This is a genomic window from Brevundimonas sp. UBA7534, assembly GCF_002479325.1.
GTDB lineage: Bacteria > Pseudomonadota > Alphaproteobacteria > Caulobacterales > Caulobacteraceae > Brevundimonas.
Map to the genome: position 1 here is coordinate 1 of NZ_DLMO01000029.1, position 26,770 is coordinate 26,770.

The 26,770-nt window shown below is 69.1% G+C and carries 23 protein-coding genes; 7 read left to right on the forward strand and 16 right to left on the reverse strand.

Annotated elements, in window-relative coordinates; translation table 11 throughout:
- The 5 genes from B2U11_RS02005 to B2U11_RS02025 all read right to left on the reverse strand — a co-directional run.
- On the reverse strand, positions 1 to 1,672 hold a 1,672-nt coding region (locus tag B2U11_RS02005), incomplete at its 3' end, for a thiamine pyrophosphate-dependent enzyme (RefSeq protein ID WP_292069463.1).
- 221 nt (positions 1,673 to 1,893) lie between these two features.
- Positions 1,894 to 2,796, reverse strand: coding sequence for a succinate--CoA ligase subunit alpha (gene sucD, locus B2U11_RS02010; RefSeq protein ID WP_292069464.1), 903 nt, complete (start codon positions 2,794 to 2,796; stop codon positions 1,894 to 1,896).
- A 45-nt stretch (positions 2,797 to 2,841) separates the two neighbouring features.
- Positions 2,842 to 4,032, reverse strand: a complete 1,191-nt coding sequence (gene sucC, locus B2U11_RS02015) for an ADP-forming succinate--CoA ligase subunit beta (protein WP_292069466.1) — start codon at positions 4,030 to 4,032, stop codon at positions 2,842 to 2,844.
- Between the two features lie 86 nt (positions 4,033 to 4,118).
- Positions 4,119 to 5,489, reverse strand: a complete 1,371-nt coding sequence (locus B2U11_RS02020) for a spinster family MFS transporter (RefSeq protein WP_292069468.1) — start codon at positions 5,487 to 5,489, stop codon at positions 4,119 to 4,121.
- Between the two features lie 128 nt (positions 5,490 to 5,617).
- Positions 5,618 to 7,846 carry a TonB-dependent receptor gene (locus B2U11_RS02025; protein WP_292069471.1) on the reverse strand — a complete coding sequence of 743 codons (2,229 nt, stop codon included), beginning with the start codon at positions 7,844 to 7,846 and terminating at the stop codon, positions 5,618 to 5,620.
- Between the two features lie 176 nt (positions 7,847 to 8,022).
- Between B2U11_RS02025 and B2U11_RS02030 the strand changes: the two genes are divergently transcribed.
- The gene (locus B2U11_RS02030; RefSeq protein ID WP_292069473.1) at positions 8,023 to 8,778 is read left to right on the forward strand and encodes a TetR/AcrR family transcriptional regulator; all 756 of its coding nucleotides are present in this window, start codon (positions 8,023 to 8,025) and stop codon (positions 8,776 to 8,778) included.
- A gap of 5 nt (positions 8,779 to 8,783) precedes the next feature.
- On the forward strand, positions 8,784 to 9,536 hold the full coding sequence (locus B2U11_RS02035) for a LytTR family DNA-binding domain-containing protein (protein ID WP_292069510.1): 753 nt from the start codon (positions 8,784 to 8,786) through the stop codon (positions 9,534 to 9,536).
- Between the two features lie 3 nt (positions 9,537 to 9,539).
- On the opposite strand, the gene B2U11_RS02040 is transcribed toward B2U11_RS02035, so the two are convergent.
- Positions 9,540 to 10,028, reverse strand: a complete 489-nt coding sequence (locus tag B2U11_RS02040; RefSeq protein ID WP_292069476.1) for a COG3650 family protein — start codon at positions 10,026 to 10,028, stop codon at positions 9,540 to 9,542.
- Positions 10,029 to 10,108: 80 nt separating this feature from the next.
- On the opposite strand from B2U11_RS02040, the gene B2U11_RS02045 reads away from it, so the two are divergent.
- Positions 10,109 to 11,236 (forward strand): DNA cytosine methyltransferase, encoded by a 1,128-nt coding sequence (locus B2U11_RS02045; RefSeq protein WP_292069478.1) that lies wholly within the window; start codon positions 10,109 to 10,111, stop codon positions 11,234 to 11,236.
- Between the two features lie 7 nt (positions 11,237 to 11,243).
- On the opposite strand, the gene B2U11_RS02050 is transcribed toward B2U11_RS02045, so the two are convergent.
- From B2U11_RS02050 to B2U11_RS02065, 4 genes are all read right to left on the reverse strand, one after another.
- The gene (locus B2U11_RS02050) at positions 11,244 to 11,519 is read right to left on the reverse strand and encodes a hypothetical protein (RefSeq protein WP_292069480.1); all 276 of its coding nucleotides are present in this window, start codon (positions 11,517 to 11,519) and stop codon (positions 11,244 to 11,246) included.
- Positions 11,520 to 11,528: 9 nt separating this feature from the next.
- Complete coding sequence (locus B2U11_RS02055) at positions 11,529 to 11,888, reverse strand: DUF1318 domain-containing protein (protein WP_292069481.1); 360 nt, start codon at positions 11,886 to 11,888, stop codon at positions 11,529 to 11,531.
- A 31-nt stretch (positions 11,889 to 11,919) separates the two neighbouring features.
- On the reverse strand, positions 11,920 to 12,108 hold the full coding sequence (locus tag B2U11_RS02060) for a YnbE family lipoprotein (RefSeq protein ID WP_250201568.1): 189 nt from the start codon (positions 12,106 to 12,108) through the stop codon (positions 11,920 to 11,922).
- An 82-nt stretch (positions 12,109 to 12,190) separates the two neighbouring features.
- Positions 12,191 to 15,382 carry an intermembrane phospholipid transport protein YdbH family protein gene (locus tag B2U11_RS02065; RefSeq protein ID WP_292069486.1) on the reverse strand — a complete coding sequence of 1,064 codons (3,192 nt, stop codon included), beginning with the start codon at positions 15,380 to 15,382 and terminating at the stop codon, positions 12,191 to 12,193.
- A gap of 376 nt (positions 15,383 to 15,758) precedes the next feature.
- Here B2U11_RS02065 and B2U11_RS02070 point away from each other — a divergent pair, with 376 nt between their 5' ends.
- Positions 15,759 to 17,114, forward strand: coding sequence for a M23 family metallopeptidase (locus tag B2U11_RS02070; RefSeq protein ID WP_292069488.1), 1,356 nt, complete (start codon positions 15,759 to 15,761; stop codon positions 17,112 to 17,114).
- Between the two features lie 3 nt (positions 17,115 to 17,117).
- On the opposite strand, the gene B2U11_RS02075 is transcribed toward B2U11_RS02070, so the two are convergent.
- Both B2U11_RS02075 and B2U11_RS02080 read right to left on the reverse strand, forming a co-directional pair.
- Positions 17,118 to 18,761, reverse strand: a complete 1,644-nt coding sequence (locus tag B2U11_RS02075) for a TadG family pilus assembly protein (RefSeq protein ID WP_292069490.1) — start codon at positions 18,759 to 18,761, stop codon at positions 17,118 to 17,120.
- 1 nt (position 18,762) lies between these two features.
- On the reverse strand, positions 18,763 to 19,191 hold the full coding sequence (locus B2U11_RS02080) for a TadE/TadG family type IV pilus assembly protein (protein ID WP_292069492.1): 429 nt from the start codon (positions 19,189 to 19,191) through the stop codon (positions 18,763 to 18,765).
- Positions 19,192 to 19,463: 272 nt separating this feature from the next.
- Here B2U11_RS02080 and B2U11_RS02085 point away from each other — a divergent pair, with 272 nt between their 5' ends.
- Both B2U11_RS02085 and metK read left to right on the forward strand, forming a co-directional pair.
- On the forward strand, positions 19,464 to 19,817 hold the full coding sequence (locus B2U11_RS02085; RefSeq protein ID WP_292069493.1) for a helix-turn-helix domain-containing protein: 354 nt from the start codon (positions 19,464 to 19,466) through the stop codon (positions 19,815 to 19,817).
- Positions 19,818 to 19,968: 151 nt separating this feature from the next.
- Positions 19,969 to 21,174 carry a methionine adenosyltransferase gene (metK, locus tag B2U11_RS02090; RefSeq protein WP_292069495.1) on the forward strand — a complete coding sequence of 402 codons (1,206 nt, stop codon included), beginning with the start codon at positions 19,969 to 19,971 and terminating at the stop codon, positions 21,172 to 21,174.
- Positions 21,175 to 21,180: 6 nt separating this feature from the next.
- On the opposite strand, the gene B2U11_RS02095 is transcribed toward metK, so the two are convergent.
- From B2U11_RS02095 to gpmA, 3 genes are read right to left on the reverse strand one after another with little or no spacing between them, the layout of a single operon-like run.
- Positions 21,181 to 22,449, reverse strand: coding sequence for a pentapeptide repeat-containing protein (locus B2U11_RS02095; protein ID WP_292069496.1), 1,269 nt, complete (start codon positions 22,447 to 22,449; stop codon positions 21,181 to 21,183).
- 47 nt (positions 22,450 to 22,496) lie between these two features.
- On the reverse strand, positions 22,497 to 23,126 hold the full coding sequence (gene ribD / locus B2U11_RS02100; RefSeq protein ID WP_292069499.1) for a bifunctional diaminohydroxyphosphoribosylaminopyrimidine deaminase/5-amino-6-(5-phosphoribosylamino)uracil reductase RibD: 630 nt from the start codon (positions 23,124 to 23,126) through the stop codon (positions 22,497 to 22,499).
- Complete coding sequence (gpmA, locus tag B2U11_RS02105) at positions 23,123 to 23,836, reverse strand: 2,3-diphosphoglycerate-dependent phosphoglycerate mutase (RefSeq protein ID WP_292069502.1); 714 nt, start codon at positions 23,834 to 23,836, stop codon at positions 23,123 to 23,125. The genes ribD and gpmA overlap by 4 nt, the downstream gene beginning before the upstream one ends.
- Positions 23,837 to 24,094: 258 nt before the next feature.
- Between gpmA and B2U11_RS02110 the strand changes: the two genes are divergently transcribed.
- On the forward strand, positions 24,095 to 25,594 hold the full coding sequence (locus tag B2U11_RS02110) for a phosphomannomutase/phosphoglucomutase (protein WP_292069504.1): 1,500 nt from the start codon (positions 24,095 to 24,097) through the stop codon (positions 25,592 to 25,594).
- 22 nt (positions 25,595 to 25,616) lie between these two features.
- Here B2U11_RS02110 and B2U11_RS02115 read toward each other — a convergent pair whose 3' ends face one another.
- Complete coding sequence (locus B2U11_RS02115; protein WP_292069507.1) at positions 25,617 to 26,768, reverse strand: ammonium transporter; 1,152 nt, start codon at positions 26,766 to 26,768, stop codon at positions 25,617 to 25,619.
- Positions 26,769 to 26,770: the final 2 nt, after the last annotated feature.

Below are 26,770 nucleotides of genomic sequence, written 5' to 3' on the forward strand. Positions count from 1 at the left end.
CGATCTCGGCGTCGACCTCGGCCTGGGTCAGGACGCCTTCCTCGACCAGACGCTTGGAGTAGATCTCGCGCGTGGAGGGCTGCGCCTTGATCTTGGCGTACATGATCGGCTGGGTGAAGGTCGGATCGTCGCCCTCGTTGTGGCCGAAGCGGCGGTAGCAGAACATGTCCACCACCACGTCCTTGTTGAACTTCTGCCGGTATTCAGTCGCCACCTTGGCGGCGAAGACGACGGCTTCGGGATCGTCGCCGTTCACGTGGAAGATCGGCGCCTGGACCATCAGCGCGACGTCCGACGGATAGGGCGACGAGCGCGAGTTGCGCGGGCTGGTGGTGAAGCCGATCTGGTTGTTGATGACGAAGTGCAGCGTGCCGCCGGTGCGGTAGCCCTTCAGCCCCATCAGGGCGAAACATTCCGCGACCACGCCCTGGCCGGCGAAGGCGGCGTCGCCGTGGATCAGCAGCGGCGCGACCTTGGAGCGGTCCAGCGCCCATTCGGCCTCGGGCTTGCCGGCGTTGGCCTCGCGGATGTCGAAGGCCTGTTTGGCGCGCGCCTTGCCCAGGACGACCGGGTTGACGATCTCCAGGTGCGACGGGTTGGCGGTCAGAGACAGGTGGACGTGGTTGCCGTCGAACTCGCGGTTCGAGCTGGCGCCCATGTGATATTTGACGTCGCCCGACCCCTCGATGTCGCTGGGCACGGCCGAGCCGCCCTGGAACTCGTGGAAGATGACCTTGTAGGGCTTGCCCATCACGGCGGCGAGGACGTTCAGGCGGCCGCGGTGGGCCATGCCCAGCACCACCTCGTCCACGCCCAGGGCGCCGCCGCGCTTGATGACCTGCTCCAGCGCCGGGACCATGGCCTCGCCGCCGTCCAGGCCGAACCGCTTGGTGCCGGGGAAACGCTTGTGCAGGAAGCGCTCGAACCCTTCGGCTTCGATCAGCTTGTTCAGGATGGCCAGCTTGCCTTCCTTGGTGAAGCCGTTCTGCTCGAACTTGTCCGGCCCTTCGAAGCGTTCCTGCAGCCAGGATTTCTCCTCCGGCTCGGCGATATGCATGAACTGGATGCCGATATTGCCGCAGTAGGTGCGCTTGAGGATGTCCAGCACCTCGCGGATCGTGCCGGTCTGCAGGCCCAGCACGCCGTCCAGGAAGATCGGTCGATCCAGGTCGGCGCCCGAGAAGCCGTAGAATTCGGGCGTCAGCTCGGGGTTCTGAACCGGCGGCTCGATGCCCAGCGGGTCCAGGTTCGCCTGAAGGTGTCCGCGCACGCGATAGGCGCGGATCAGCATCAGGGCGCGGATGGAATCATGAGCGGCGGCGCGCACGTCGTCCACCGAGACGGCGGCGCCGGCCGAGGCGGCCTGAGGCGCCGGCGCGGCGCCGGGTTTCTTCGGGTCAGGCTTGGGCGCGGGCCAGCGGCCGTCGAACACGGCTGTCTGCTCGCTGGGTTCGGTGGCGGCGGGGCGGCCCCATCCGCCGGCGGCGGCCGAGGCCTTCACGCTGGCGGCGTTGTCGCGAAGTTGGTCGAAGAAGGTGCGCCACTCCGACGAGACCGAGCCTGGATCGTTGGCCCACTTCTCGTGAAGCTCCTCGATATAGGCCGCGTTCGACCCATAGAGGAAAGAGGTCTCGGCAAAGACCTGGTTCAGCCGACCCGCATCGTCCGCCATCGTTCTCGTCAGTCCCTTGGAGCCCTTTACGGACACATCTCCGTGAGGGCGCGCCCGTCATATAGGCGTCGTTTCTTCATGGGTCATGACCGAAACGGGGCAATTGGGTGAGAAATTGGTCGCAGGCGCAAAGAAAAACGCCCCCGGCGCGAACCGGGGGCGTCGATCAATGTCGAAACCGGCATTTTTGATGCGCGGCGCGCGATGGCGCCCGGTTCGCCTTAGCCCTTCAGCACTTCCACCAGCGTCTTGCCCAGGCGCGCCGGCGAAGGCGAGACCTTGATGCCGGCCGATTCCATCGCCGCGATCTTGGATTCCGCATCGCCCTTGCCGCCCGAGACGACGGCGCCGGCGTGGCCCATGGTGCGGCCCTTGGGCGCGGTGCGGCCCGCGATGAAGCCGGCCATCGGCTTCTTGCGACCCTTCTTGGCCTCGTCGATCAGGAACTGGGCGGCGTCTTCCTCGGCCGAGCCGCCGATTTCGCCGATCATGATGATGGACTCGGTGGCGTCGTCGGCCAGGAACATCTCCAGCACGTCGATGAATTCGGTGCCCTTGACCGGGTCGCCGCCGATGCCGACGGCCGTGGTCTGGCCCAGACCTTCGTTGGTGGTCTGGAACACGGCTTCATAGGTCAGGGTGCCCGAGCGCGAGACGATGCCGACGTTGCCCTTCTTGAAGATGGAGCCCGGCATGATGCCGATCTTGCACTCTTCCGGGGTCAGGATGCCCGGGCAGTTCGGGCCCAGCAGACGCGAGTTCGACTTGTCCAGGCGTGCCTTGACGCGGACCATGTCCAGCACCGGGATGCCCTCGGTGATGCAGACGATGAACGGGATTTCCGCTTCGATCGCCTCGATGATGGCGTCCGCGGCGCCGGCCGGGGGAACGTAGATGACCGAGGCGTCGGCGCCGGAGCGCTCCTTGCCCTCTGCGACCGAAGCGAAGATCGGCAGGGTCTCGCCCTTGGAGCCGGTCCAGGTTTCGCCGCCCTTCTTGGGGTGGATGCCGCCGACCATCTGCGTGCCGTAATAGGCCAGCGCCTGTTCGGTGTGGAAGGTGCCGGTCTTGCCGGTCAGGCCCTGGACCAGGACCTTGGTGTTCTTGTTGACCAGAATGGACATGTGCTGCGCTCGAATTCTGTTTGTGTCTGCTGGGCGGTGCGGCGCTTAGCCGACCGCCTTCACGATCTTCTGGGCGGCGTCGTCCAGGTCGTCGGCGGCCTGGATGGTCAGGCCGGACTCGTTCAGGATTTTCTTGCCCAGCTCGGCGTTGGTGCCTTCCAGACGCACGACCAGCGGCACCTTCAAGCCGACTTCCTTGACCGCGGCGACCACGCCCTCGGCGATGACGTCGCAGCGCATGATGCCGCCGAAGATGTTGACCAGGATGCCCTCGACCTTGGGGTCGGCGGTGATGATCTTGAAAGCCGCCGCGACCTTGTCCTTGCCGGCGCCGCCGCCGACGTCGCAGAAGTTGGCCGGCTCCTTGCCGTACAGCTTGATGATGTCCATCGTCGCCATGGCCAGGCCCGCGCCGTTGACCATGCAGCCGATGTTGCCGTCCAGCGCGACGTAGGCCAGGTCCCACTTGGAGGCCTCGATCTCCTTGGCGTCCTCTTCGGTCTCGTCGCGCAGTTCCTTCATGTCGTCATGGCGGAACAGGGCGTTGCCGTCGAAGCTGACCTTGGCGTCCAGGACGCGCAGGTGGCCGTCGGTCATGACGATCAGCGGGTTCACTTCCAGCAGGGCCATGTCCTTGTCGACGAAGGCCTTATAAAGCGCCGGGAACAGGGTCTTGGCGTCCTCGGCGGCCGGGCCGGTCAGGCCGTAGGCCGAGACGATCTTGGCCGTGTCGGCTTCGGTTACGCCCGTTTCCGGGTCGATGGCGATGGTGACGATCTTTTCGGGCGTGTCGTGGGCGACCGCCTCGATGTCCATGCCGCCTTCGGTCGAGACGACGAAGGCCACGCGGCCGACCGAGCGGTCGACCAGCAGCGAGCAGTACAGCTCACGGTCGATGTCGGCGCCGTCCTCGATGTACAGGCGGTTGACCTGCTTGCCGGCGTCGCCCGTCTGGGCGGTGACCAGGGTGTTGCCCAGCATTTCCTTGGCGTGGGCGACGACCTCTTCGATCGACTTGGCCAGGCGCACGCCGCCCTTGGCGTCGGCGCCCAGTTCCTTGAACTTGCCCTTGCCGCGCCCGCCGGCGTGGATCTGGGACTTCACGACATAGAGCGGGCCGGGCAATTGCTTGGCGGCGGCCTCGGCCTGATCGGCCGAGGTGATGGCGACGCCTTGGGCGACCGGGGCGCCAAAGCCCTTCAAGACCTGCTTGGCCTGATATTCGTGAATGTTCATGGGGGACCACCGCAACCGCTGCTGGGAAAGTTGCGGGGCTTATAGGCCCCCCGCATTCGCAGGTGCAACAGGGGGCGGTCCTGACTCTAGTCGACCCAGTCCTTCTTGAGGGTGCGCGAAGCCCCCATCAGCAGGGCCGAAGCCAGCAGATAAAAGCCCATGCCGGTATAGATGGCCCAGCGCAGGCTTTCGTCGCCGAAGGTCGGGCGCAGCAGGTCCGACATCCAGCCGAAGTAGAAGATGCCCACGGCGATGCCGAACAGGTTGTTGATCAGCAGGAACAGGGCCGAGGCGGTGGTGCGCATATTGGCCGGGACCAGATGCTGGACCGAGGCGGTGATCGGCCCCAGCCACGCCAGGTTCAGCCCCGTGGGGATCAGGAAGATGACAAAGGCCAGGGTCAGGGCGGCCACGCCATTGGCTTCCCCGCCAGGCAAGACGGCGCCGATGATCGCGCCCGAATTCATCGCCAGCAGGAAGCAGGGCACCGAAATCAGGAAGGCGATGGCGGGCACCAGCGGATACGCCCCGCGCGAGGCCCGGCCCAACCGGTCGGCAATGGCGCCGCCCAGCCAGATCCCGGTCAGGCCCCCGACCAGGGCGATGCCGGAATAGTACCAGGCCGTTTCCGCCAGGCTCAGGCCGAAGCTGCGCTGGAAAAAGCTGGGCAGCCAAGCGGCGACGCCGTAGCCGCAGACCGAGGAGGAGGCCGCGCCGAAGGCGAGCAGCCAGAAGCTGGGCTTGGGCAGCAGGGTCTTCAGCACTTGGCCGAACGGCGGGGCCTTGGGCGGCGCGGCGACCAGGTTGGCGGCGGGGGCGGGCGCGGCGGTCTCCACCGGCACGGGCTCGTCCATGCCGCCGCGCTTGGGATCGCGCACGGTCAGGCGCAGCAGCGGCGCGGCCAGGACACCCAGAAGGCCGACCACGACGAAGGCCGTTCGCCAACCGTAGGTCGCCGCCAGCAGGCCGCCGACCAAAGTGCCCGCCGCCGTGCCGATTGGGATGCCAAAGGCGTAGGCCGCCAGCGCCCGCGCGCGCTGCGATTTGGGGAAGTAGTCGGCGATCAGCGAATAGGCCGGGGCCACGCCGCCCGCCTCGCCGACGCCCACGCCCATGCGGCACAGGAACAGCTGGCCGAACGATCCGGCGACGCCGCACAGGGCGGTGAATCCGCTCCAGACCGTCAGGGCCGCTGTCATGATCCAGACGCGGCTGAACCGGTCCGCCAGCCAGGCGATGGGGATGGCCAGGGTGGAATAGAGCAGGGCGAAAGCCAGGCCGCCCATCAGGCCGAACTGGGCGTCGCTCAGTCCGAACTCGGCCTTCAGCGGCGTGGCCAGGATGCCGACGATCTGCCGGTCCAGGAAGTTCAGCATGTAGACGAAGATCAGGACCGCCAGGACGTAGTAGCGGTAGCCGGAGGCGGGCGCGGCCTCGCGCGACGGAGCGGTCGTCATCGGCGTTTCCCTTCGATCTTTCTGGCGATCGTTCTTATCGTGTCAGGGGCGAGCCTAGCCATAAGCCTGGCCCGAAAGCAAAGGGCGGCGGCCCTGCGACCGCCGCCCCGTCGTCATTGCGCGTCGGGTCAGAACTTGACCGTCAGGCGGGCCGAATAGGTCGTCGGCGGACCGTAGAAGGCGCTAATCGAGTTGTTGTAGGTCGCGCCGGGGAAGCTGTAGGCGCCGACCCGGTACCGCACGTCGGTCAGGTTGCGGCCGAACAGGCCGATTTCCCATCGCTCGCTGGGGGCGGTCCAGATCACGCTGGCGTCGGCCAGGACATAGCCGTCCTGGTCCAGGATGGGATCGGGAATGTCGAACAGGTGGTAGTCCGAGCGATAGGACAGCGAGGGCGTGACCCGCAGCTCGCCGCCCATGATGTCGCCGCGCCAGGTCATGCCGTAATAGGCCGACCACTCCGGCGAGTTCTGCGGCTCGCGAGAGTCGGAGATGTCGACGGGCGTGCCGGTGACCAGGGTGATGAACTCGTCGAACTCGTTCTTCAGATAGCCGATCGAGAAGTTCGCGGTGATGTCGTCGGTCAGGAAGGCCGACCCCTCCAGTTCGAAGCCGTAGATGGTCGAGGCGCCGACGTTGTCGACCACCGAGGCGATGCCGACGGCCGGCGGGGTGGCCACCTGCTGGGTCGTGATCTGCTGGTCCTGGTAGTCGGAATAGAAGACGGCCGATGCGAACGACAGGCGCCGGTCGAAGGCCGAGCCCTTCAGGCCCAGCTCGTAGGCGGTGACCGTCTCGGGCTGGTAGCCATTGACCGTCTGCGGCACCAGGGCGGCGTCGCCGCGCATGTCCCAGCCGCCCGACTTGAAGCCCTGGCTGACCGAGGCGTAACCCGTCAGCTCGTCGCTGAAGTCGTAGGAGATGCTGGCCCGAGGCGTGAACTTCTCGAAAGTGTCCGACGCCGTGTAATCCGTGCGGACCGCGAACACTGGACGGTCGGCGCCGCCGGTGAACGGCGTGCGCGTGGCGCCCAGGTAGAACAGGCGCAGGACCGAGGCGTCCTTGTCGTCCCGGGTGTAGCGGCCGCCCAGCGACAGGTGCAGGCGGTCCGTCAGGTCGTAGCTGAAGTCGGCGAAGGCCGAGAAGGACTGGGTGTCCACCGAACCGGCCGCGGCGATCGACAGGCCCAGGTTTCCGGCGATGGTGTCGAAGGCGCCCGACGACGTGCCGTCCAGATAGAACAGGCCCGCCACGCCCGACCAGCGGTCGCCGGTGAACAGGGCCTGGAACTCCTGGGTGAACTGATCGTCGGAATAGAGGGCCGGGATGTCCAGGGTCGGGTTCGGCGTCTCGTCGAAGTCGATGATCGTCTGGGTGTCGCCCGAGCGGTACGCGGTGATCGACTTCAGGGTGAGCCAGTCGTTGACCCGGTATTCGCCCGTCAGGGAGACGCCCTCGGTGACGACCTTCTGTTCGCCGGTGATGCCGGCGTAGGTGTCGTACTCGCTGGCCGGCGGGGTCCACAGACCGTCGCTGGAGACCACCTCGCGGTGGCCGTGACGCGGCGCGGAATCGTCTTCCACGCGATCCCAGGCCAGGCGGAAGAACAGGTCGTCGCTGGGCGTCCATTCCGCGCTGGCGCGATAGGCCATCACGTCCTTGTCGTATTGGTCCTCGCCGGTGAACAGGTTCTCGCCGTAGCCGTCGTGGTTGTAGCTGGCGACGGCGGCCCCGATGGCGAAGGTGTCGCCGAGGGGCACGGAGCCGGACAGCAGGAAGTTGTGCTCGTCATAGCTGCCGAACTCGGCCCGTGCGGTCAGGCTGGGATCGCGGTCCAGGCGCCTGGTGACGTACTTGATCGCGCCGCCGATGGTGTTGCGGCCATAGAGGGTGCCCTGCGGGCCGCGAAGCACCTCGATGCGCGAGATGTCGAACACGTCCAGCACCGCGCCCTGCGGGCGGGCGACATAGACGTCGTCGATATACAGGCCGACGCCCGGTTCGAAGCCCCACAGCGGATCCTGCTGGCCCACGCCGCGGATGAAGCTGATCAGGGTGGAGTTGGAGCCGCGCGCCACCTGAACCGTGGCGTTGGGCGTCTGCTGCTGCAGGGCGGTGATGTCCACGGCGCCGGTCTGTTCCAGACGCTCGGCGCTCAGGGCCGACACGGCGACCGGCACGTCCTTCAGCTGCTCGTCTCGGCGACGGGCGGTGACGACGATGTCCTCGACAGTGGCCGTGGACTGATCCGCGTTGGCCGCCTGGGCGACCGCTTCGGCGTCCTGGGCGGCCGAAGCACCCGCAAGCACGCCCCAGGCCGCGCCGGCCAGCAGCGCGCACTTCACATGACGATTCATGATCCTAAACCCCTTTGTCGTTTCCAGCCGTTGCCGCTTTTATTCAGCGTTCAATGATTTTCTCGAAACTGACCCGCTTTCGCGCCGCTGTCAAACCTTTGCGGTGACGCTGCGTCAGGTCATGCGGGTGGCGTGGCGCCGTTGCACCGGACGCGGCCCCCGCCTAAGCGTTGGGCATGAGCAAGCCGGACGCCGCCATCGCCGCCCGACCCGTGGCCGCCGCCCGCCGCAAGGCCGGCGCCCCAGCGCCCGCGCGCCGCGGCCGCCCACCCAAGGCCCAGGCCAAGGTGGCCGGCGAGACGCGCGACCTGATCCTGGACGCGGCCGAGGACCTGTTCTCCAAACACGGCTTCTATGGCGTCACCATCCGCGAGGTGGCGCGCGAGGCCGGCGTCGACACCGCGCTGGTCCACTACTATTTCGGCGCCAAGCGCGACCTGTTCGACGCGGTCTTCCTGCGTCGCGCCGAGGTGTGGAACAGCGAACGGGTCGACGCCGTCAATCGCTACGCCGAACAGGCGGGGGCCGACATGACGCTGGAGGGATTGCTGGACGCCTTCCTGCGTCCGCCCTTCGAATGGTCGCTGAAAGGCGGGCCGGGGTGGAAGCACTATGCGGCCCTGGTGGCCCAGGCCAACGCCAACCCCACCTTCGGCGGCGAGACGATGGCCCGCTATTTCGACCCGGCGGTGCGTCGGCTGATCGAACTGGTCCGCCAGGTCCTGCCCGGCGCGCGCGAGGTCGATCTCTATTGGGCCTACCACAATCTGTCGGGCGCCCTGACCCTGACGCTGGGCGAGACGGGGCGGCTGGACCGGTTGTCGAACGGCCTGTGCCGCTCCGGCGACCTGGAGAGCGCGGGCGACTACATGGTGCGGTTCGCCGCGGCCGGCTTCCGCGCCGTCTGCGCGACGCGGGACGACCGTCCTTGAGCCTGGTGGAGCGACTGCGGCTTAAGGACCTGGCGCGCGGACTGGCCACGGCCGCGGCGGGCGGCCTGCTTCTGGCGCTGACCGGCGCCTTCGAGACGGGCCGCGTGTCGCTTGGACTGCGCCTGGCCTATTGGATCCCCGTCATGGTGGGCGGCGGGCTGTGGGGCCATGCCTGCTCGTTGATGCTGGACAGGATCGTCGCGTTGGACGAGCGGCCCTGGCTGTCGGTGGGCCTGCTGACGGCGGTGATCTCGGGGCCGCTCTCGGTGGTCGTCTGGGCGGTGACGGGACCGGCGCTGAACGGGGGGATGATACCGCTGGAGCACCTGCCGATGATCGCCTTCTATGTGGTGACGATCACCGCCGCGATCAGCGCGGTCAATGTCTTCGTCACGCGCGCGCGCCCGGTCCAGACCCATGCCTCGGGCTCGGTCGACAGGACCGGCCCGCGCTTTCCCGCGCGTCTTCCGGCCCATTTGAGGGGCGCGGCGATCCGGGCGGTGCAGGCTGAGGATCACTATTTGCGCATCCACACCGATCGCGGGTCGGACCTGATCCTGATGCGTCTGTCGGACGCGCTCGATGAGCTGGAGGGTCTGGAGGGCTCGCAGACGCACCGCAGCTGGTGGGTGGCGCGCGAGGCGGTGCGCGACGTGGCCCGCAACGACGGCCGCGCGGTGCTGACGCTGGAGGGCGGCCTGACCGCGCCGGTCAGCCGCCGCTACGCCCGGGCCCTGCGCGCCGCGGGCTGGTGCTGAGCTTCAGCCCGCCGCCGGTTCGACGACCGGACCGGATTCGCCGCCGGCCATGATGGCGGCGCTGGACGCCCCGCAGCCGTTGAGCGTCTGGTCGCCGATCTCGACCCGCGCCGTCAGCGGATAGGTCCGGTCGCTCATTCCGTCCGAACATTCCGTGGCGATCAGACTGACGTTCAGCGGCTGGTTCAGGCTGGTCGTCGTGGTGAAGGTCGCCACCGTGCCCTGCACCGTCACGCCGCGATTGGGCGCGCGCTGCTCGGGTTGATCCACGCGGGTGTAGACCAGGGCGTCCGACGTGATCTCTATGCTCCAGAACGGCTCGGTGCCCAGGACGCGCACCGGCCGCGAAAGGTCCACCCCGCCCAATTCGGCAGCGGTTTCCGGGACCGGGGCGGGCTGTGGCGCGCTGTCGTTGCGGTCATAGCAGGCGGCCAGGCTGAGGCCGGCCACGGCCAGAAGGGACAGGAAGGTCTTGTGCGTGATCGGGGGCATGGCGGGGGTCCTCTCTCGGCCCCGCACGTGTGCAGCCCGTCGGCCTCGGTCAAGGGCGCCGGCTGCGCTATGGTAGAACTATGTCGATTCGTCCGACCGTATTCGAGTTCTTCGCCGGCGGCGGTCTGGCGGGTCTGGGCCTGGGCGGCGCCGGCCGAGGCGGCATGGATGTCGCCTTCGCCAACGACATGGATTCCATGAAGTCTGCGGCCTTTCGCGCCAACCACCCGGATACGGTTTTCCGCAAGGGCGACGTCTGGGCTTTGACGACGGCGGACCTGCCTGGGCGACCGGACCTGTGCTGGGCGTCGTCGCCCTGTCAGGACGTCAGCCTGGCCGGCGCGCGCGGCGGACTGGAAGCGGGGCGGTCCGGCGCGTTCTGGGGCTTCTGGAAACTGATGCAGGACCTGCGGGCCGAGGGGCGGGCGCCGCGCGTCATCGTGCTGGAGAACGTCATCGGCCTGCTGACCTCCGGTCAGGGGCGCGACTTCGCCGCCGTCTGCGCCGCCATGGTCGAGGCCGGCTATCGGGTCGGCGCGCTGGAGATGGACGCGGCGCTGTGGCTGCCGCAATCGCGCCCCCGGCTGTTCGTGGTCGCCGCGCAGGGCGATGCGCCGCAGGCCACAGGACCGATGGCGCCTTTTCACAGCCCCCGTCTGGTCGCCGCACACCACCGGCTGCCCGCGGCCGTGCGCGCGGCGTGGGCCTGGTGGTCCTTGCCGGCGCCGCCCCGGCGCAACCTGGACCTCGCCGCCGTGCTGGAGCCGGACGAAACGGCGGACTGGCTGGACGACTCGGAGGCGGTGCTGTCGCTTGCCGCACCGCTGCACCGGACGCGCATCGACGCCGCCGTCGCCTCGGGGCAGCGCCGGGTCGGGGCCGCCTATCGCCGCGTGCGGGTGGAGAACGGCGCCAAGGTCCAGCGGCTGGAAGTGCGGTTCGACGGCCTGGCCGGATGCCTGCGCACGCCGGCCGGCGGCTCTTCGCGCCAATATGTCGTCGTCTGCGATCAGGGGCGGGTGCGGGTGCGCCGCCTGACGGGGCGTGAAGCGGCGCGTCTGATGGGGGTGTCGGACGACTATCGCCTGCCCCGCAGCGAAAGCGCCGCGTTGAAGCTGATGGGCGACGCCGTCGCCGTTCCGGTGGTGCGGGCCCTGGCACAGGGTCTGCTGATGCCCGCCCTTCAGGCGGAGCGCGCCGCGGCCTGATCGGCCGTCAGTCGTCCTCGCGGCCGGGATCCAGCCGGTTGTCGACGCGATCGTCCCAACCCTCGCGGTTCGACTTGAAGGCCAGGGCCATCAAGACCCAGGTCAGCAGCACCGTCCCCACGACGCCCAGGCTCAGGGCGATCCAGCCGTGCAGCGTCAGATCGCCGCCGCCCATCAGCGACCACGCGACGTTCAGCAGGGCGGTGGCGACGGCGGCGACGAACCCCGCCAGCAATAGCGCCAGCAGGAGGCGGACGATCCGGTCGCGCCTGGGACCGCCCATCGGATCAGCCTAGCGCTGGACCCACTGGCCCTGGGCGTTGCGATACCACTGACCGGACTGAATGCGCGGCAGAAGCTGGCTTTCGAACATCCGGGCCCCGGCGACATCGGCGCTGGTGCCGGCCTCGGCGGCGCTGCGGGCGTAGGCGGCGCGACGGCCGTTGTTGGTGGCCTCCACCGCCGCGCGCAGGGCGGCGTCGGACGAAGAGGAGCGGAAGGCGAGGTAGCCGTCGGCCTGTTCGCCGACCACGCCCTGGGCCTTGGCCTGGTCGATCATCGACTTCTGGGCGGCGGTCTGGGCCACGGCGGCGCCGGCCACGCCCAGGGCGGCCACGGCGGCGCCGATCACGAAAAGCTTGCGGAAGGTCATGTCAGCCTGTCCTTTCAAAAGAGCGAGGCGATCAGAAGAGGTTCGGATTTTCCTGGAGGAGCTGCTGCAACTCCTGATCCAGGCGAACGCGAACGTCGGCGTCCAGTTTCGCATAGATCTGGATCGGCGCGACTTCCAGACGGATGGTGGGGGCGCAGGCCGAGACGGCGACGACCGCCGCTCCGAGGCCGAGGCCGGCCAACTGCCGCTTGGTGATCATGGCGAAGGCTCCGTTAGGCCAAGGTTGAGGGGTCTTCTAGCACGTCCGGCGGTGAACGGCGGCTGAATGATGGTGATGGCCTTCACGGGCGGTTGGCCTCTTCCTCGGCCTGGCCCTGACGGGCGCGGTTGACCGCCATCAGGTCGCCGATCAGTTGGTTCAGGTTCAGCGTGGTGTCCAGCGTCAGGTCGATGCCGGTGTCGGACGGCAGGGGCAGGTTGCGGTTCAGGAAGCGCCGACTGATTAGGTCGCTCAGCGTCAGGCGCAGTTCCTGGCGCTGGGGCGGATCGTGGCGGCCCCGGATGTGGAACAGCACGGCCATTCGGTCGTCGTCGCGGCTGTTGACGTCGGCGGTCAGCACGTCGAAGGCCAGGTTCTCCATCGCCTGATAGGCCAGGTCCTCGACCATGCCGGGCGGCACGGCGTCGCCCCCGCCGCCCGCGTCCACATCGGTCAGCACCTCGCGATTGATCGACAGCCGCCCCGGCTGGACCGCCACCAGCGATCCGCCCACGACCTTGAAGCCGGACTTGGGGTCGGAGATGAAGGGCAGGCGGCCGGACACCAGGGCGTCCAGCTGAACCTTGTCACCAAAGCCGGAGTCGGAAACCACCTGGCCGAGTTGGACGCGGTCCAGCACCACCACGCCGCTGTACGGCAAGGTCGGATCCAGCGGGATCGACAGCGGCTCCACCGAGACGAAGCCGCCCGCCGCCGCCACGCGCCCGCCGGCCACGTCCAGGGCCGTGGGCGTCAGCGAAAAGGTCACGTCCAGGGCGGTCGCGTCGGTCGCGGTGTCCAGCCGGTCTATCGTCAGGTGCTGATCCGGCGCCGTGACCAGCGGCGTCAGGCTGGTCAGGGCGATATCGCCCTTCAGACCTTCGATCGGTCCGGCCGGACTGACGAAATCCAGACCTGGAATGGTCAGGCGGCCGCTGGACGTCGGTTCGGCGTCCTTGGTCCAGTCGAAGCGTCCCGCGAAGCCGACCGATCCCGTGACCGGCGACTGCACGAAGTCGTCCAGCAGGGGCGTCAAATCGGACGGTTGGAGCCCGTGCTCGGCGAAGACGATCTGCGGCGTCTGGATCTTCAGTCCGCCCGCGCCGCTTCGACCGTCGTGCGCCAAGGTCAGGTCGCCCAGGGATGCGCCCACACGGCTCAGGTCGAAAGCGCCGCTCCAGCGTTCGCCGGCCAGGCGGGCTTGGCCCCGAGCGCTGAGAGGATGGAAGCGGCGGGGCTCGGTCGCATCGACCACGCGGGCCTCGCCGACGTGGGCGATCAGGTCGATCCCGGCGGGGCCGCCATTCACCGCCACCTGGCCGGCGACCTGTTCAAACCGCATTCCCAAGAACGGCGCCTGGGCCTGCATCTCGCGAATGTCGCCGCGCACGCGCCAGACGCCCTCGCGCGAGGCGAACAGCGGTGCGTCCTGCGGGCACAGACGGCCGGCGACCTGGTGGACGTCGTTCTCGTCCAGCTCCAGCCGCTCGACGGTCAGGCCGACGCAATCGCGCGGCGCGTAGGTCAGGGTTCCGTCGGTCATGGCCAGAAGTCCGGCCGTGCGCGCCTCGATCCCGCGCGCCAGATCGAAATCGAGCGCGGCGCGGCCGTCCAGCCGCGCCTCGAAGCCGGCCGGCGTCAGACGCCACTCCGGCACGGCGACGTCCAGTTCGGGCAGGCCGCGTCCGCGCGTCGCCTTCAGCGCCAGGGCGCCGCCGCCCAGCCGCCCAGGCTCGGCCTGATAGACGGCTTCGCCGGACGGGCTCACGGTCAGAGCGCCGCCGTTGCGCGGGCGCAGGACGACGGGCCGGGCCAGGTTGACGCGCGTGCCCTCGCTGCCGGTCTCGACGGAGAAGGCCGGGGCGTCGAAGGCGAAGGCGCCCAGCGCCCGCTTGATCTCCGCCAGGTCCGGCAGGTCGTCGCCCGCGACCGGCCCGAACAGCGGCCATGACGCGTTGGCGGACCGCAGGGCGCCGGTCAGGCCGATCCGCATCGCCCCGTCCTGGACCACGTCCAACGCCATCCTCCCTCGGCCCTGGCGCAAACTCAGGTCGCCGAACCCCGCCGCATCGAAGGCGACATCGGCCTGGCCGGTCGCCTCCACGGCCGCGCCACGTCCGCCCAGGCTCAGGTCGGCGATGCGGATGTCGGCGCCGCGCGCCTGTGCCTCGCCGCTGCGGACGGAGGCCGCGGTCAGCTTCAGCGGCGTGTTCACGCTCCAGCGTAGGTCGTCGCCGCGAGCCACGACCAGGCGGCCGCCGTCGGCCTGGGCGGCCAGGCGGGCGACACGCAGGTCGGTCCCCTCGATGGCCTCGGCCTTGAAGTCGACGTCCTGGCGGCCTTCGATGCGGAAGGTCTCCAGCCACCCGGCGGTCTGTCCGTCGAAACGCCAGGCCACGTCGGCCTGGCGGGCCCGCAGGCCCGGCTGGCCCAGGCTGTCGGCCGTCAGCCGGGCGTCCAGGACCGCCCGCCCGTCTCCTCGGTGCGTCTTCAAGTCAGGATAGGGCAGGTCGCCCTGCAGCGTCAGCCGCGCCGATCGGCCGGCCGCCGCCGGGGCCTCGAAGGCCGCCGCCGTCGTCGCCAGGGTCACGGCCACGCGGTCGCCGCGCGTGGTCAGGTCGATGCGTCCGCCCAGGCCCTGCGCCTGGATGTCGCCGCTCTTCAGCGCGGGCGCGGCGACGTCCGCAGCCAGCCGCATCAGCTTGCCGTCGTCCAGACGCGCGTCGCCGCGCGCGGTGATCTGTCCGTAGTCGGTCTGGACGCGGGCGCGGCCGTCCTCGACGATGACCACCGGCGCGCGGGAATCCGGGCGCGGCGGCCGCCCCGTGAACTCCTCCAAGACCGGATCGAGCGATCCCAGCGACAGCCGGCCGTCTCGCCAGGCGGCGCGCACGACGGGGCGCACCAGCCGGATGCGGCTGGGCGTGACGCCCAGGCCGGTGCGGGACCACGGCAGTCCGACCGCATAGTCGACCTCGACCCGCTCCACGGTCACGTCGGGATTGGCCGGATCGCCGATGCGGATACGCCCGACGAAGCCGTCCAGCTCGATGCGCTCGACCTCGACGTCGGCGGGAACGCCCCGCTGGTCCAGCCAGCCCACCAGCGCCTGCCGGGCGGCCGCCCTGCGGTTCAGATAGAGGGCGGCCAGCGCCACCGCGACGATGATCAGCACGATCAGCAAGGTCACGCCCGCCCGGCGGGCCAGGCGTCGCCAGCGGGGCGAGGGCGGTCGCCCTGGGGCGGGCTTCGGATCGGCCGGGACGTCGGTCAAGCGATTGGCGTCAAGCGAGAGGTGAGAACTGAAATAGAATCGATGTCGCCGGAGGTCAGCACAGGGTCGATGTCCAAATGTGCAAACATCCTTAGGCGGGCCTGCGTTGCAGCCAAGCTGGGCGACAAGAGGGCGGGAATGTCAACAAGCACGCCGGCTTCGGGCGATGTCTTCTCTAGGCTGTTCTTGTGGACCGCGTTGCGAGAAGTCGAACGATTACAGAAGGCGCCGGCCCGTTAACCATTTGTAACGGACTGTCTTCCCAAACTGGTACAGGCGGGTTATAGGGCTTGCCTTCGCGTCCGGGGCCTTGGGCGCGAACCTTCGCTGCAGTACGCTTTGGCGCCTCCGGGGCGTCGCCAACAGACGGGGAACGATGGCTCAGTTCGACCCACGCCGGCAGCCCATGCGCCTTGCGCCGCATATGCTGACCGCGGTCGCCGCCATATCGGTGGCTCTGTTCGCCGGACGCGCTTATCAACCCGCCCAGGCGGAAGAGGTTCCGCCCCTCACCGCGACGCAGATCGCCGCGCTGGAGGCCGAAGCCTTCGCCGCCGCCGGTTCTCCAGCAGGTTTGACGGCCCCCGAGGCCGTGCCGGTGCAGATTCGCCGCGGCGAGACCTTCGAACAGGCCGTGCGCCGCACCGGCGTCGCCGCCGAGGAAGCCAGCGCCGTCGCCGCCACCATCGCCAACGCCTTCGACCTGACCGAGCTTCGCGCCGGCCTGAAGTTCGAGACCGCCATCGCCAAGCCGCGCGATGGGCGAGGCGACGCCCGCCTGATCGGCCTGACCATGCGCACCGGGCCGGCCAGTCAGCTGACCGTGTCGCGCAGCTTCGACGGCGCGCTGCGCCTGCGCTCGCTGGAGGAAAAGGTCACGCACGAGACCGTCGTGCTCAAGGGCGATGTCGAGCGCTCGTTGTCCGCCAGCGCGCGCGAACTGGGCGCCACCGCCTCCATCGTGCGCGCCGCCAGCCGCCTGTTCGCCACCAAGTTCGATCTCCAGCGCGATATCCGCGCGTCGGACGAGTTCACCCTGGTGTTCGACCGGGACGTCACCGAAGCGGGCCGCACGGTCGATGTCGGCGATCTGATGTACGCCGAGCTGAAGGGCCGAACCTTCTACCGCTTCCGCCCCGCGGGCGCGAAGGAAGCCCAGTTCTTCGACGAGAACGGCAAGAACCTGCGCTCGGCCATGATGCGCACTCCGCTGCAGAGCTTCCGCCGCGTCAGCTCCAACTTCGGCGTCCGCACCCATCCGATCTCGGGCTATCGCAAGATGCACCAAGGCATCGATTTCGCCGCCGGAACGGGCACGCCGGTCGTGGCTCCCGCCGACGGCGTGGTGGTCGAGGCGCGTCGCTGGGGCGGCTACGGCAACTGGCTGCGCATTCGCCACGCCAACGGGCTGGAAAGCGGTTACGGCCACCTGTCGCGCTACGGCTCGGGCATCCGCGCCGGGCAGCGGGTCAGCCAGGGCCAGGTCGTCGCCTTCGTCGGCTCGACCGGCGCCTCGACGGGTCCGCACCTGCACTATGAAATTTGGCGCAACGGCCAGCGGATCAATCCGGCGGGCATCCGCACGCAGGAAGGCACGGAACTGAGCGGCGCCGACTTGGCCGCCTTCCGCGCGGAAAAGAGCCGCATCGACCGCATCATCGCCTCGGGCGGGCAACGTCGCCCCGCCATCCAGCAGGCGTCGGCCGCCGGCCTTCGCGCCGCCAGCGCCTGACCCTTATCCCACCAGTCGCGGCAGACCAAGGCCCTGGTCGGGGCAGGACAGGCCGTGGACCTGCACGTCCGCTTCTCCGAATCTAAGTCCCAGCAGGTCGAACACCGGGTTCAGCAAGGCGTCCAGCGCCGGGCCGACCGGCGCCAGAAGACCGCCCAGCGCCCGCGTCAGCGCCCCCAGGTCCAACGGCAGGTTCAGCACGCGCGGCGTCAGCTCCAGCCGCTGCAGGAGAGAGGCCAGCAGGCCGCCGGCGAAATGGCGGGAGGCGACGGTCTTGACCGTGCCGGCTTCGATGTCGTCGCGGTCGAACCGCAGCGCCTTGAAGCGCGTGTCCGCCGCCTCGATGTCGGCCTTGGCGTCGAGCACGATCAGGCCCAGCAGGGACAGGATCGTGGCGGGCTGCGGGTTCAGCGGGTGCTTGAAGTCGTCCAGGCGTCCTTCGTCGACCACGCCGATCATGGCGCGCGCCAGGCCCGGGCGAACCCCGACCTCGACCGCCTCGCCCGGCCGGCACGACAGGGCGTTCAATCGCGCCTCGGACGCCGCAAGCTCCACCAGTATCGGCAGTTCCACCTGGGCCAGGCCGGCCAGCTTCGCCGACGTCCTCAGGCGGATATAGAGGCGCGTCTGCGCCGTGCGGATGATCGGGGACCCGGTCCCGGTGACGGTCAGCCAGGGCGAGCGATTGGGGCGTTCCCCGATCGCCAGCCAGGTCTTCAGATCGGCCACGCCAAGCGGCGCATCCAGCTTCAGCGCCATCTGCCGGTCCCCGGCGCCGACCTCCAGCATGGCGGTGATCAGGTCCAGGGCCGAGACGTCTGCATCCAGGCCGGCGCGCAGCCCGTCCCGGGCCTGAGCGTCGACCCCGATCAGACGGCCCAGGGGCGCCTTGACCCCCACCGCCGCGCCGGTGAGCTTGCCCAGCGCGCCGCCGTCCGTCCCGCCCGCCAGCGCATCCAGAACCCCCAGCGCCGTTCCGGCGTCGACCGTGGTTCCCAGCAAGGCGTCGTAATCGCCGACGGTCACGCCCAGGCGCGTCGCCAGGGCGTCGGTGAAGCTCAGCAGATTGACGTCCAGGTCCGCCAGGGCGCGATAGTCCATCAGGCTGAGCGAAACCTGGCTGCCCGTCAGCCCGGACAGCAACTGGTTGGCCACGCCGCCGTCCAGTCGCGCCAAACGCGAGCCCAGGCTGAACATGGCCTTGGGCGCATCGGGGATCGCCGCCGTCGCATCGCGGGTGACGACGACCCGATCACGGCCCATCAGCCACCGGCTGAAGAACAGCGGCGCGGGAGCGGACAGGGTCACGTGCGCGGCGTTAGGCGCGATGTTTCCGGGGGCGAAGCGGCTTTGCGGCGCCACAGTCTTGTCGGGCGTGTAGCGGCCGATCGTGGTCTCCACCGCCAGCGGGCCGCGCGCGATATTGGCGTGGGCCGTGGCCTCCGCCGTGGCGGCGGCGCTATCCAGGTCCCGCGCGGCGGACAGCGCGGCCAAGTCGGCGGCCCCCTGCAGTCGGCGCGCATGCAGGGCCAGCCCGCCAAGGTCGATCGCCACGGCCGCGACCAGCGCGAGAAAGGCGACAGCCGCCGCCGCCGTCACCCCGACCGCGCCGCTTCGGTCCGCCAGCAGCCGCCGCGCGGCGTCCACCTCAACGCTCCCCGAACCGGACGACGGCGGAGCGTTCTATGACCTGAGGGGGCCGGGGCAGCATACCGCCCAGCAGCATGATCGGATGGTCGTGGATGTCGTAGGCGGCGATCACACGGACAGTGACGCCGTCGTCTTCGACCCGTAGCGCCAGCCGTCGGGCGTCCAGTGCGCCGATGTCGCTGACCGTGGCTCTGGCCTCGGATCGGGCGAGCGCGGCGCGCTCCGGGGCGTCCAGCCCGCCGAGCGTGGCCCGGGCGGCCTCCGACGCCAGGGACTGCACCGATTGGGCCAGGAGGAACCATCCGCCGTACACCACCGCCGCCAGAAGCAGGGCGATGAGGACAGGGCCGATCAGGGCGAATTCGACGGCGGCGGAGCCTTCTCGGATCCGAAGCGACGGCGGTTGGGCTGAGAACGATGCGGCCAAGACGCGCGCTCCTTCGAACAACACGGATAGGTTGTATGTCCGCCACCGTTAACAGGACGTGTGCGCGCACAGGCGCAGCGTGTGAATGCGGGGGTTGTGCGTCTGGCTTGGCGTTATGCGATGTTGTTCAATGCATTCAGGGCATTGCTGCGAGAACTAATCCTCCGCAACCCGCATAGGGCGCATAATTGCGCGAAATATGCCCGACGTGGCCTTGACGGACGCCTCGTTTTCGGGCCTCACGCGGCTTTCGTCGAGCTTCACAGGCCCCAATGACCGACGCAGTAGATCCCGTTGACGTGGCGATCGGAACCCGTATCCGCAGCCGCCGCGAAGAACTCCGTATCACCCAGGCCCAGCTGGCTGCTGGCGCCGGAGTGACCTTCCAGCAGATTCAGAAATACGAGCGCGGCGTGAATCGCGTTTCGGCCGCCCGCCTGCTGCAGATCGCGGCGGTGCTGAAGACGACCGGCGCGGCCCTGCTGGGCGAACTGGATGGCGAGCACGGCGACGAACTGGCCCTGGCGGCGCCGGGCGTTTCGGAACTGCTGTCGGCCTTCCGCGCCATTGACGACGCGGACAAGCGCGACGCCCTGCTGCTGGTCGCGCGCGGCCTTCGCAACTAATTCAGCGCCGATCCAGCGCTAGAGCCCTCTTCGCCACCGGGCGGGGAGGGCTTTGTCATGTCTGCGGCATAGGGTGGATGTCGAACACTTGAAGATATAAGCATGTCTTTATATGTGTGTCGGCCTGACACCAAAGACAGGAGCCCTCGGCTTGGCCCGTTCGTCCTTCCTCTTCACCTCCGAAAGCGTTTCCGAGGGGCATCCCGACAAGGTCGCGGATCGCATCTCCGACACGGTGGTCGATCTGTTCCTGGCCAAGGATCCGGAGGCGCGGGTCGCCTGCGAGACTCTGACCACCACCAATCGGGTGGTTCTGGCCGGTGAAATCCGCGGCAAGGGCATCTGGGAAGACGGCGGCCAAGGACACGGGGGCTGGGCGCCGGGCATTGAGGCCGAAATCGAAGCCGCCGTGCGCGCCGCGGTCAAGGACATCGGCTACGAGCAGGACGGCTTCCACTGGAAGACGTTCGAATTCTCGAACCACCTGCACGGCCAGTCGGTCGATATCGCCGTGGGCGTCGATTCCACCGACACCAAGGACGAGGGCGCCGGCGACCAGGGCATCATGTTCGGCTACGCCTCGAACGAGACGCCGGAGCTGATGCCGGCGACACTGGCCTACAGCCATCGGATCCTGAGGAAACTGGCCGAACTGCGTCACGGCGGCGACACCCGGCTGGAGCCGGACGCCAAGAGCCAGGTCACCCTCTATTACGAAGACGGCAAGCCCGTCCGCGCCGCCTCCATCGTCGTCTCGACCCAGCACGCCAAGGGCCTGACCCAGGGCCAGGTGGCCGAGGTGGTCAAGCCGGTGGTGGCCGAGGTGCTGCCCGACGGCTTCATCACCAACGAGACCGTGTGGCACATCAATCCGACCGGCATCTTCGAGATCGGCGGACCGGACGGCGACGCGGGCCTGACCGGCCGCAAGATCATCGTCGACACCTACGGCGGCGCGGCCCCGCATGGCGGCGGCGCCTTCTCGGGCAAGGATCCGACCAAGGTGGACCGCTCCGCCGCCTACGCCGCGCGCTATCTGGCCAAGAACGTCGTGGCCGCCGGCCTGGCCGACCGCTGCACCATCCAGCTGAGCTACGCCATCGGGGTGGCCCAGCCGCAGTCGGTCCACGTCGATCTGCACGGCACGGGCAAGATCGACGAAGCAATGCTGGAGCGCGAACTGCCCAAGCTGATCGGCGGGGCGACGCCGCGCGCCATCCGCGAGCATCTGAAGCTGAACAAGCCGATCTACGCCCGCACCACCGCCTACGGCCATTTCGGCCGCGAGCCGGACGCTGACGGCGGTTTCAGCTGGGAAAAGACCGATCTGGTCGAAAAGCTGAAGGCCCTGGCCTGAGGCGCATCAGGCGGCCTGATCGACGGTCAGGCCGCGCACGCCCGTCAGCACCGCGCCGGTGAAGTCCGTTTGGCGGGTCTGGGTGCCGTGCATGGTGGTGCGGCCCAGGTCCGCGCCGGCCAGGATCGCGCGGCGCAGGTCCGCCCCCGTCAAATCCGCTCCGCGCAGGTTGGCGCCGGTCAGGTCGGCGGGCAGGAGACGATCCGCCGTGATCATCAGGGGGCCCAACTGGGCCTCGCGAAGGTCGGAGCCCGTCAGCTTCGCCCCCTTTAACCGCGCGCCCCGCAGGTCGGCGCGACGCAGGTTGACCGAGCGCAGGTCGGCGTTCTCCAGGTGCGCGCCCTGCAACTGCACCCCTTCCATGTCCAGGCCGTAGAAGACCGCGCCCTTGGCCGACAGGGCGGTCAGGTTCAGGCCGACGATCGACTTCAGCGGGCGCAGGTCCACCCCGTCGAAGACCGAGGGCTGCCCCTCGGCGCCGCCGCTTTCGCACCAGCGGGCGTGTTCGCGCAGCATTTCCGCGGCGGGCATCTCAGAGACCGGCGCGCCGGCGCATCGGGTGTCGGTCAGGGCGCCCTGCATGTCGGCCCCGTCGGCCCGCCACAGAGTGGTCTTGACCCCGACCAGGATGGCGTCGCGCAGATCCGCGCCCGACAGGTCGGCGCCCGACAAATCGGCCCCGGCCAGGTCGGCGCCGCGAAAATCCGCCTGTTTCAGATTGGCGCGGACCAGCTTGCAGTCCTTCATCACCGCGCCGGAAAAGTCGGCCTTGATGGCGATGACGCCCGCCATCTTGGAGCGCTGCAGATTGGCGCCGGCCAGGCAGGCGCCGCCGACCTGGGTCTGGTCGCGGGGGCGGGGCTCGATGACCTTGAAGCCCAGCTTGGCGTCGGCGGCGGCGATGGTGCCCTCGCGCAGGTCGGCCTCGAACAGGTCGGCGCCGGACAGGTCCGCGCCGCGCAGGCAGGCCCCGCGCAGGTCGGCGCGGCGCAGGGAGGCGTCGGCCAGGATCGCGTCCTGCATGTCCGCGCCGAAAAAGTTGGCGTTGTCGAGCTTGGCGCCGGTCAAGTCGCAGGTTTCCAGGCAGGCGCCGGCGAAGTCCGCGTCGCAGAGGTTGCGGCCTTTCAGGCTGAGGCCCGTCAGGTCCAGCCAGGCGAAAACGGCGCGGGCGCCGCCGGGGCGCGCCTGGAACAGACGGTCGTGCCGGGCGCAGATCACGTCCAACTCAGCCTGGGAAAGGCGCTTCCTGACGATCGGTTCGGCGACGGCGACCATCCGATCACCCTACGACGTCCGACTTAAGAAAGATTATCCATCCGGCGCTAGTCGGTGAGCAGGCCCTGGTCGCGCAGGGCGTCGGCCAATTCGCCTGGCGCGGTCCACAGACGGGTGTAGCCGGCCTCGCCCAACCGCTTCAGTTCAGTCACCAGATCGGCCTTGGAAGAGGCGGCGAAACGGCCGTCGAAGCCGGCGCCGTCCTTCGACACCCGCACCATCGGCCGGCCGGTCTCCAGCCGGTGCAGGAAGCCCTCGCATAGCGCCGCGCCCTCTTCGCACATCAGGCCGGTCTCGACGGTCAGGCCGGCGGCGCGCAGCCGCTCGGTGCCGCGACCGGCGGCGAAGGGGGAGGGGTCCAGGCAGGCGATGACCACCCGCGACACCCCGGCGTCGGCCAGAAAATGGGCGCAGGACTTTCGACCCGAAGACCGGGCGCCGCACGGCTCCAGCGTGACATAGGCGGTGGCGCCTTGGGCCTGATCGCCGGCGGCTGGCACGGCCTGCTCTTCGGCGTGGGGGCGGCCGCCAGGCGCCGTGGCGGCCTGACCGACGACGTGGCCGTCCTTGACCAGGACGCAGCCCACCGCCGGATTGGGCCAGGTCTCGCCCATGCGTCCGGTCGCCAGATCGATGGCCTGGGCCATGAAGGCGCGGTCGGCGTCGCTCCAGCTCATGAAACCGCCGGCAGATCTTCGGCGCGCGACGCGTCCAGATAGCGGGCGGCGGTCGGCTTCAAATCGGCGTCCAGGTCGATCTCCAGCGGATTGCCGGTCGGAATCTCCACGCCGACGATCTTGTCGTCCGGCACCGCGAACAGCAGCTTGACGATGGCCCGCAGCGAATTGCCGTGGGCGGCGATCAGCACGTCTTCGCCGGCCTTGAGGCGCGGCGCGATCTCTTCGTCCCAATAGGGCTTCACCCGGTCCAGGGTGGTCTTCAGGCTTTCGGTGTCGGGGATGGCCTTGCCGGCGTAGCGGGGGTCGGCGGTGAAGTCGAACTCGCCCCCGGGCGCCAGCGGGGGTGGCGGCACGTCATAGGAGCGGCGCCAGACCTTGACCTGGTCCTCGCCGTGCTTCTCGGCCGTCTCGGCCTTGTTGAGGCCGGTCAGGCCGCCGTAGTGGCGCTCGTTCAGGCGCCAGTCCTCGATCACCGGAACGTCCTTCAGGCCGGCCGACTGCAGCGCCAGGGCGCCGGTGCGTTTGGCGCGGGTCAGGACCGAGGTGAACATCACCGCCGGCTTGAATCCCGCCTGGGCGATCAGTTCTCCGCCGCGCCGGGCCTGGGCCTCGCCCTCGTCGGTCAGATCGACGTCGACCCAGCCGGTGAAGCGGTTTTCGAGGTTCCACTGGCTCTGGCCGTGGCGAAGCAGGATCAGGCGGGGCATGGGCGTCTCCGGGAGGCGGTGGTTCGGGCGTAGGCCGCCGTCTTGAACCGGTCAAGTTTTCGCAAGGCGGCGTTCGCGAGCGGAGCCATATCGCCGATCCTGCGTTGTTGCAGCCTGACCGGGGCCGCCGCTATACCTTCGCCATGTCCGACCGCCTGTTCTTCGCGCTGGCCCTGACCGGCGTCGTCCTGATGGTCGCCCTGGCGCTGGTCTGGCCCTGAAGGCCCCGTCGCCGAAACCGCATTCCCAAGGATCACCATGCTGAAGCCCCGCCAGGACCTGAAGCCGAACACGGCCGCCTATGAGACGCAGGCGCTGGTCAAGCCGACCGGCTTTCGCGAATACGACGCCCGCTGGATCCTGGAAAAGGAGATCAACCTGCTGGGTATCCAGGCGCTGGGGCTGGGTCTGGCCACCTATGTCCACGAGATCGGCGTCGAACCCAAGATCGTCACCGGCCACGACTTCCGGGGCTATAGCCTCAGCGTCAAGCAGGCGCTGATCCTGGGGCTGCTGGAAGGCGGGATGGAGGTGCTGGACGTCGGCCTGGCCCTGTCGCCGATGGCCTATTTCGGCCAGTTCGAACTGGATGCGCCCTGCGTGGCCATGGTCACCGCCAGCCACAACGAGAACGGCTGGACCGGCGTGAAGATGGGGGCCAATCCCCCCCTGACCTTCGGCCCCGACGAGATCGGTCGCCTGAAGGAGATCGTGCTGAACGGCCAGGGCGTGGCGCGCGACGGCGGCAAGCTGGTGCGGGTCGAGGACTTCCGCGAAAAATACATCGCCGACGTCGCGTCGAAGGTTCAGGTCAAGCGGCCGCTGAAGGTGGTCTGCGCCTGCGGCAACGGCACGGCCGGCGCCTTCGCCCCCGACGCCCTGCGCCGCATGGGCGTCGAGGTGATCGAGATGGACACCGACCTGGACTTCACCTTCCCCAAGTACAATCCGAACCCCGAGGACCACGCCATGCTGGTGCAGATGGCCCAGCGGGTGAAGGAGACGGGCGCCGACCTGGCCCTGGGCTTCGACGGCGACGGCGACCGCTGCGGCGTGGTGGACGACACGGGCGAGGAGATCTTCGCCGACAAGATCGGCCTGATGCTGGCGCGCGACCTGTCGGCCATTCACCCGAACAGCACCTTCGTCGTCGATGTGAAGTCGACGGGCCTGTACAAGACCGACGAGGTTCTGAAGGCCAACGGCGCCGAGACCGTCTACTGGAAGACGGGCCACAGCTACATCAAGCGCAAGACCGCCGAGATCGGCGCCCTTGCCGGGTTCGAGAAGTCGGGCCACTTCTTCATGGCCGGCGAACTGGGCCACGGCTACGACGACGGCCTGGTCGCGGCCGGCGCCGTGCTGGCCATGCTGGACCGCAATCCGGGCAAGAAGTTGAGCGAGCTGAAGGCGGCCCTGCCGGACGCCTGGACCAGCCTGACCATGAGCCCGCACTGCGACGACGAGCTGAAGTACGAGGTGCTGGAGCGGATCGTGAAGGAATATTCCGACCTGGCCGACGCCGGGGGCGAGATCCTGGGCCGCAAGATCGTCGAGGCCATCACAGTCAACGGCGTGCGGGTTCACCTGGAGGACGGCTCCTGGGTGCTGGTCCGCGCCTCCTCGAACAAGCCCGAGCTGGTGGTGGTTGTCGAAAGCATGCGCTCCGAGGACGACATGCGCGACCTGTTCCGCAAGGAAGTGAAGCCGCGCCTGGCCGCCTATCCCGAGATCGGGGCCTTCAACCAGGAAATCTGACGGCCGGACCGTCTGCCGGCGATCAGTGAATGGCTTCGCCGTGCTGGGTGTAGTCCAGGCCCTCGATCTCCTGCTCCCTGGCGACGCGCAGGCCCGTGGTCAGGCGGCAGATCGTCAGGACCAGATAGGCGCCGGCCGCGCTCCAGGCGATGACGCCCAGAAGGCCCACGGCCTGTTTCCAGACCGTGGCGCCCTCGGCCAGGGCGTTGACGCCGGTGGTGGCGAACAGGCCGGTCAGCAGGGCGCCGACGATCCCGCCCACCCCGTGCACCCCGAAGGCGTCCAGACTGTCGTCGTACTTCAGCGCGCGCTTCAGCCACACCGCCCCGGCGTAGCAGGCCGGGCCGGCGATCAGGCCGATGAAGAAGGCGCCCTTGGGATCGACGAAGCCGGCGGCGGGCGTGATGGCGACCAGGCCGCCCACGATGCCGGACAGAAGGCCCAGCAAGGTCGGGCGCCGCCGCTCGATCCATTCGACGATCATCCAGCCGATCGAGGCGCTGGCGGCGGCCAGCAAGGTGTTGAAGGCGGCGGTGGCGGCCAGGGCGTCCGCGGCGCCGGCCGAGCCGGCGTTGAAGCCCAGCCAGCCGACCAGCAGCAGGCCCGTGCCGATGGCGCTATAGGCCAGGTTGGCCGGCGCCATGTTGTCGCGTCCGAAGCCGTGGCGCGGCCCCAGCACCAGGGCGCAGACCAGGCCCGTTACCCCCGCGTTGACGTGAACCACCGCCCCGCCGGCGAAATCCAGCACGCCCAGCGACCCGATCCAGCCGCCGCCCCACACCTGATGGCAGATCGGCGCATAGACGATCAGGTGCCACAGGCCGAAGAACAGGACGCTGGCCGAGAACTTCATCCGTTCGGCGAAGGCGCCGGCGATCAGGGCCGGGGTGATGATGGCGAACGTCATCTGGAAGCTGACGAACAGCAGTTCCGGCAGACCGGGCAGCAGGCCGTGCGCCGTGCGCATCGTCACGCCGTTCAGGAAGGCCGCCTGCAGGCCGCCGACGAAACCGTTTCCGGCGGCCGGTCCGACGCCGAACGACAGGCTGTAGCCGACGATGAACCAGAGCACGGTGACGACGGCGAAGGCGGCCGCCGACTGGGCGATGACGCTGATGATGTTCTTCTTCCTGACCATGCCGCCGTAGAACAGGGCCAGGCCCGGCAGGGTCATCA

Bases quoted from the DNA above. Each gene is read 5' to 3' on its own strand.
- sucD (WP_292069464.1), bottom strand. From the start codon at position 2,796: ATGTCCATTCTGGTCAACAAGAACACCAAGGTCCTGGTCCAGGGCCTG.
- sucC (WP_292069466.1), bottom strand. From the start codon at position 4,032: ATGAACATTCACGAATATCAGGCCAAGCAGGTCTTGAAGGGCTTTGGC.
- B2U11_RS02020 (WP_292069468.1), bottom strand. From the start codon at position 5,489: ATGACGACCGCTCCGTCGCGCGAGGCCGCGCCCGCCTCCGGCTACCGC.
- B2U11_RS02025 (WP_292069471.1), bottom strand. From the start codon at position 7,846: ATGAATCGTCATGTGAAGTGCGCGCTGCTGGCCGGCGCGGCCTGGGGC.
- B2U11_RS02030 (WP_292069473.1), top strand. From the start codon at position 8,023: ATGAGCAAGCCGGACGCCGCCATCGCCGCCCGACCCGTGGCCGCCGCC.
- B2U11_RS02040 (WP_292069476.1), bottom strand. From the start codon at position 10,028: ATGCCCCCGATCACGCACAAGACCTTCCTGTCCCTTCTGGCCGTGGCC.
- B2U11_RS02045 (WP_292069478.1), top strand. From the start codon at position 10,109: ATGTCGATTCGTCCGACCGTATTCGAGTTCTTCGCCGGCGGCGGTCTG.
- B2U11_RS02050 (WP_292069480.1), bottom strand. From the start codon at position 11,519: ATGGGCGGTCCCAGGCGCGACCGGATCGTCCGCCTCCTGCTGGCGCTA.
- B2U11_RS02055 (WP_292069481.1), bottom strand. From the start codon at position 11,888: ATGACCTTCCGCAAGCTTTTCGTGATCGGCGCCGCCGTGGCCGCCCTG.
- B2U11_RS02060 (WP_250201568.1), bottom strand. From the start codon at position 12,108: ATGATCACCAAGCGGCAGTTGGCCGGCCTCGGCCTCGGAGCGGCGGTC.
- B2U11_RS02070 (WP_292069488.1), top strand. From the start codon at position 15,759: ATGGCTCAGTTCGACCCACGCCGGCAGCCCATGCGCCTTGCGCCGCAT.
- B2U11_RS02085 (WP_292069493.1), top strand. From the start codon at position 19,464: ATGACCGACGCAGTAGATCCCGTTGACGTGGCGATCGGAACCCGTATC.
- B2U11_RS02095 (WP_292069496.1), bottom strand. From the start codon at position 22,449: ATGGTCGCCGTCGCCGAACCGATCGTCAGGAAGCGCCTTTCCCAGGCT.
- ribD (WP_292069499.1), bottom strand. From the start codon at position 23,126: ATGAGCTGGAGCGACGCCGACCGCGCCTTCATGGCCCAGGCCATCGAT.
- gpmA (WP_292069502.1), bottom strand. From the start codon at position 23,836: ATGCCCCGCCTGATCCTGCTTCGCCACGGCCAGAGCCAGTGGAACCTC.
- B2U11_RS02110 (WP_292069504.1), top strand. From the start codon at position 24,095: ATGCTGAAGCCCCGCCAGGACCTGAAGCCGAACACGGCCGCCTATGAG.
- B2U11_RS02115 (WP_292069507.1), bottom strand. From the start codon at position 26,768: ATGACCCTGCCGGGCCTGGCCCTGTTCTACGGCGGCATGGTCAGGAAG.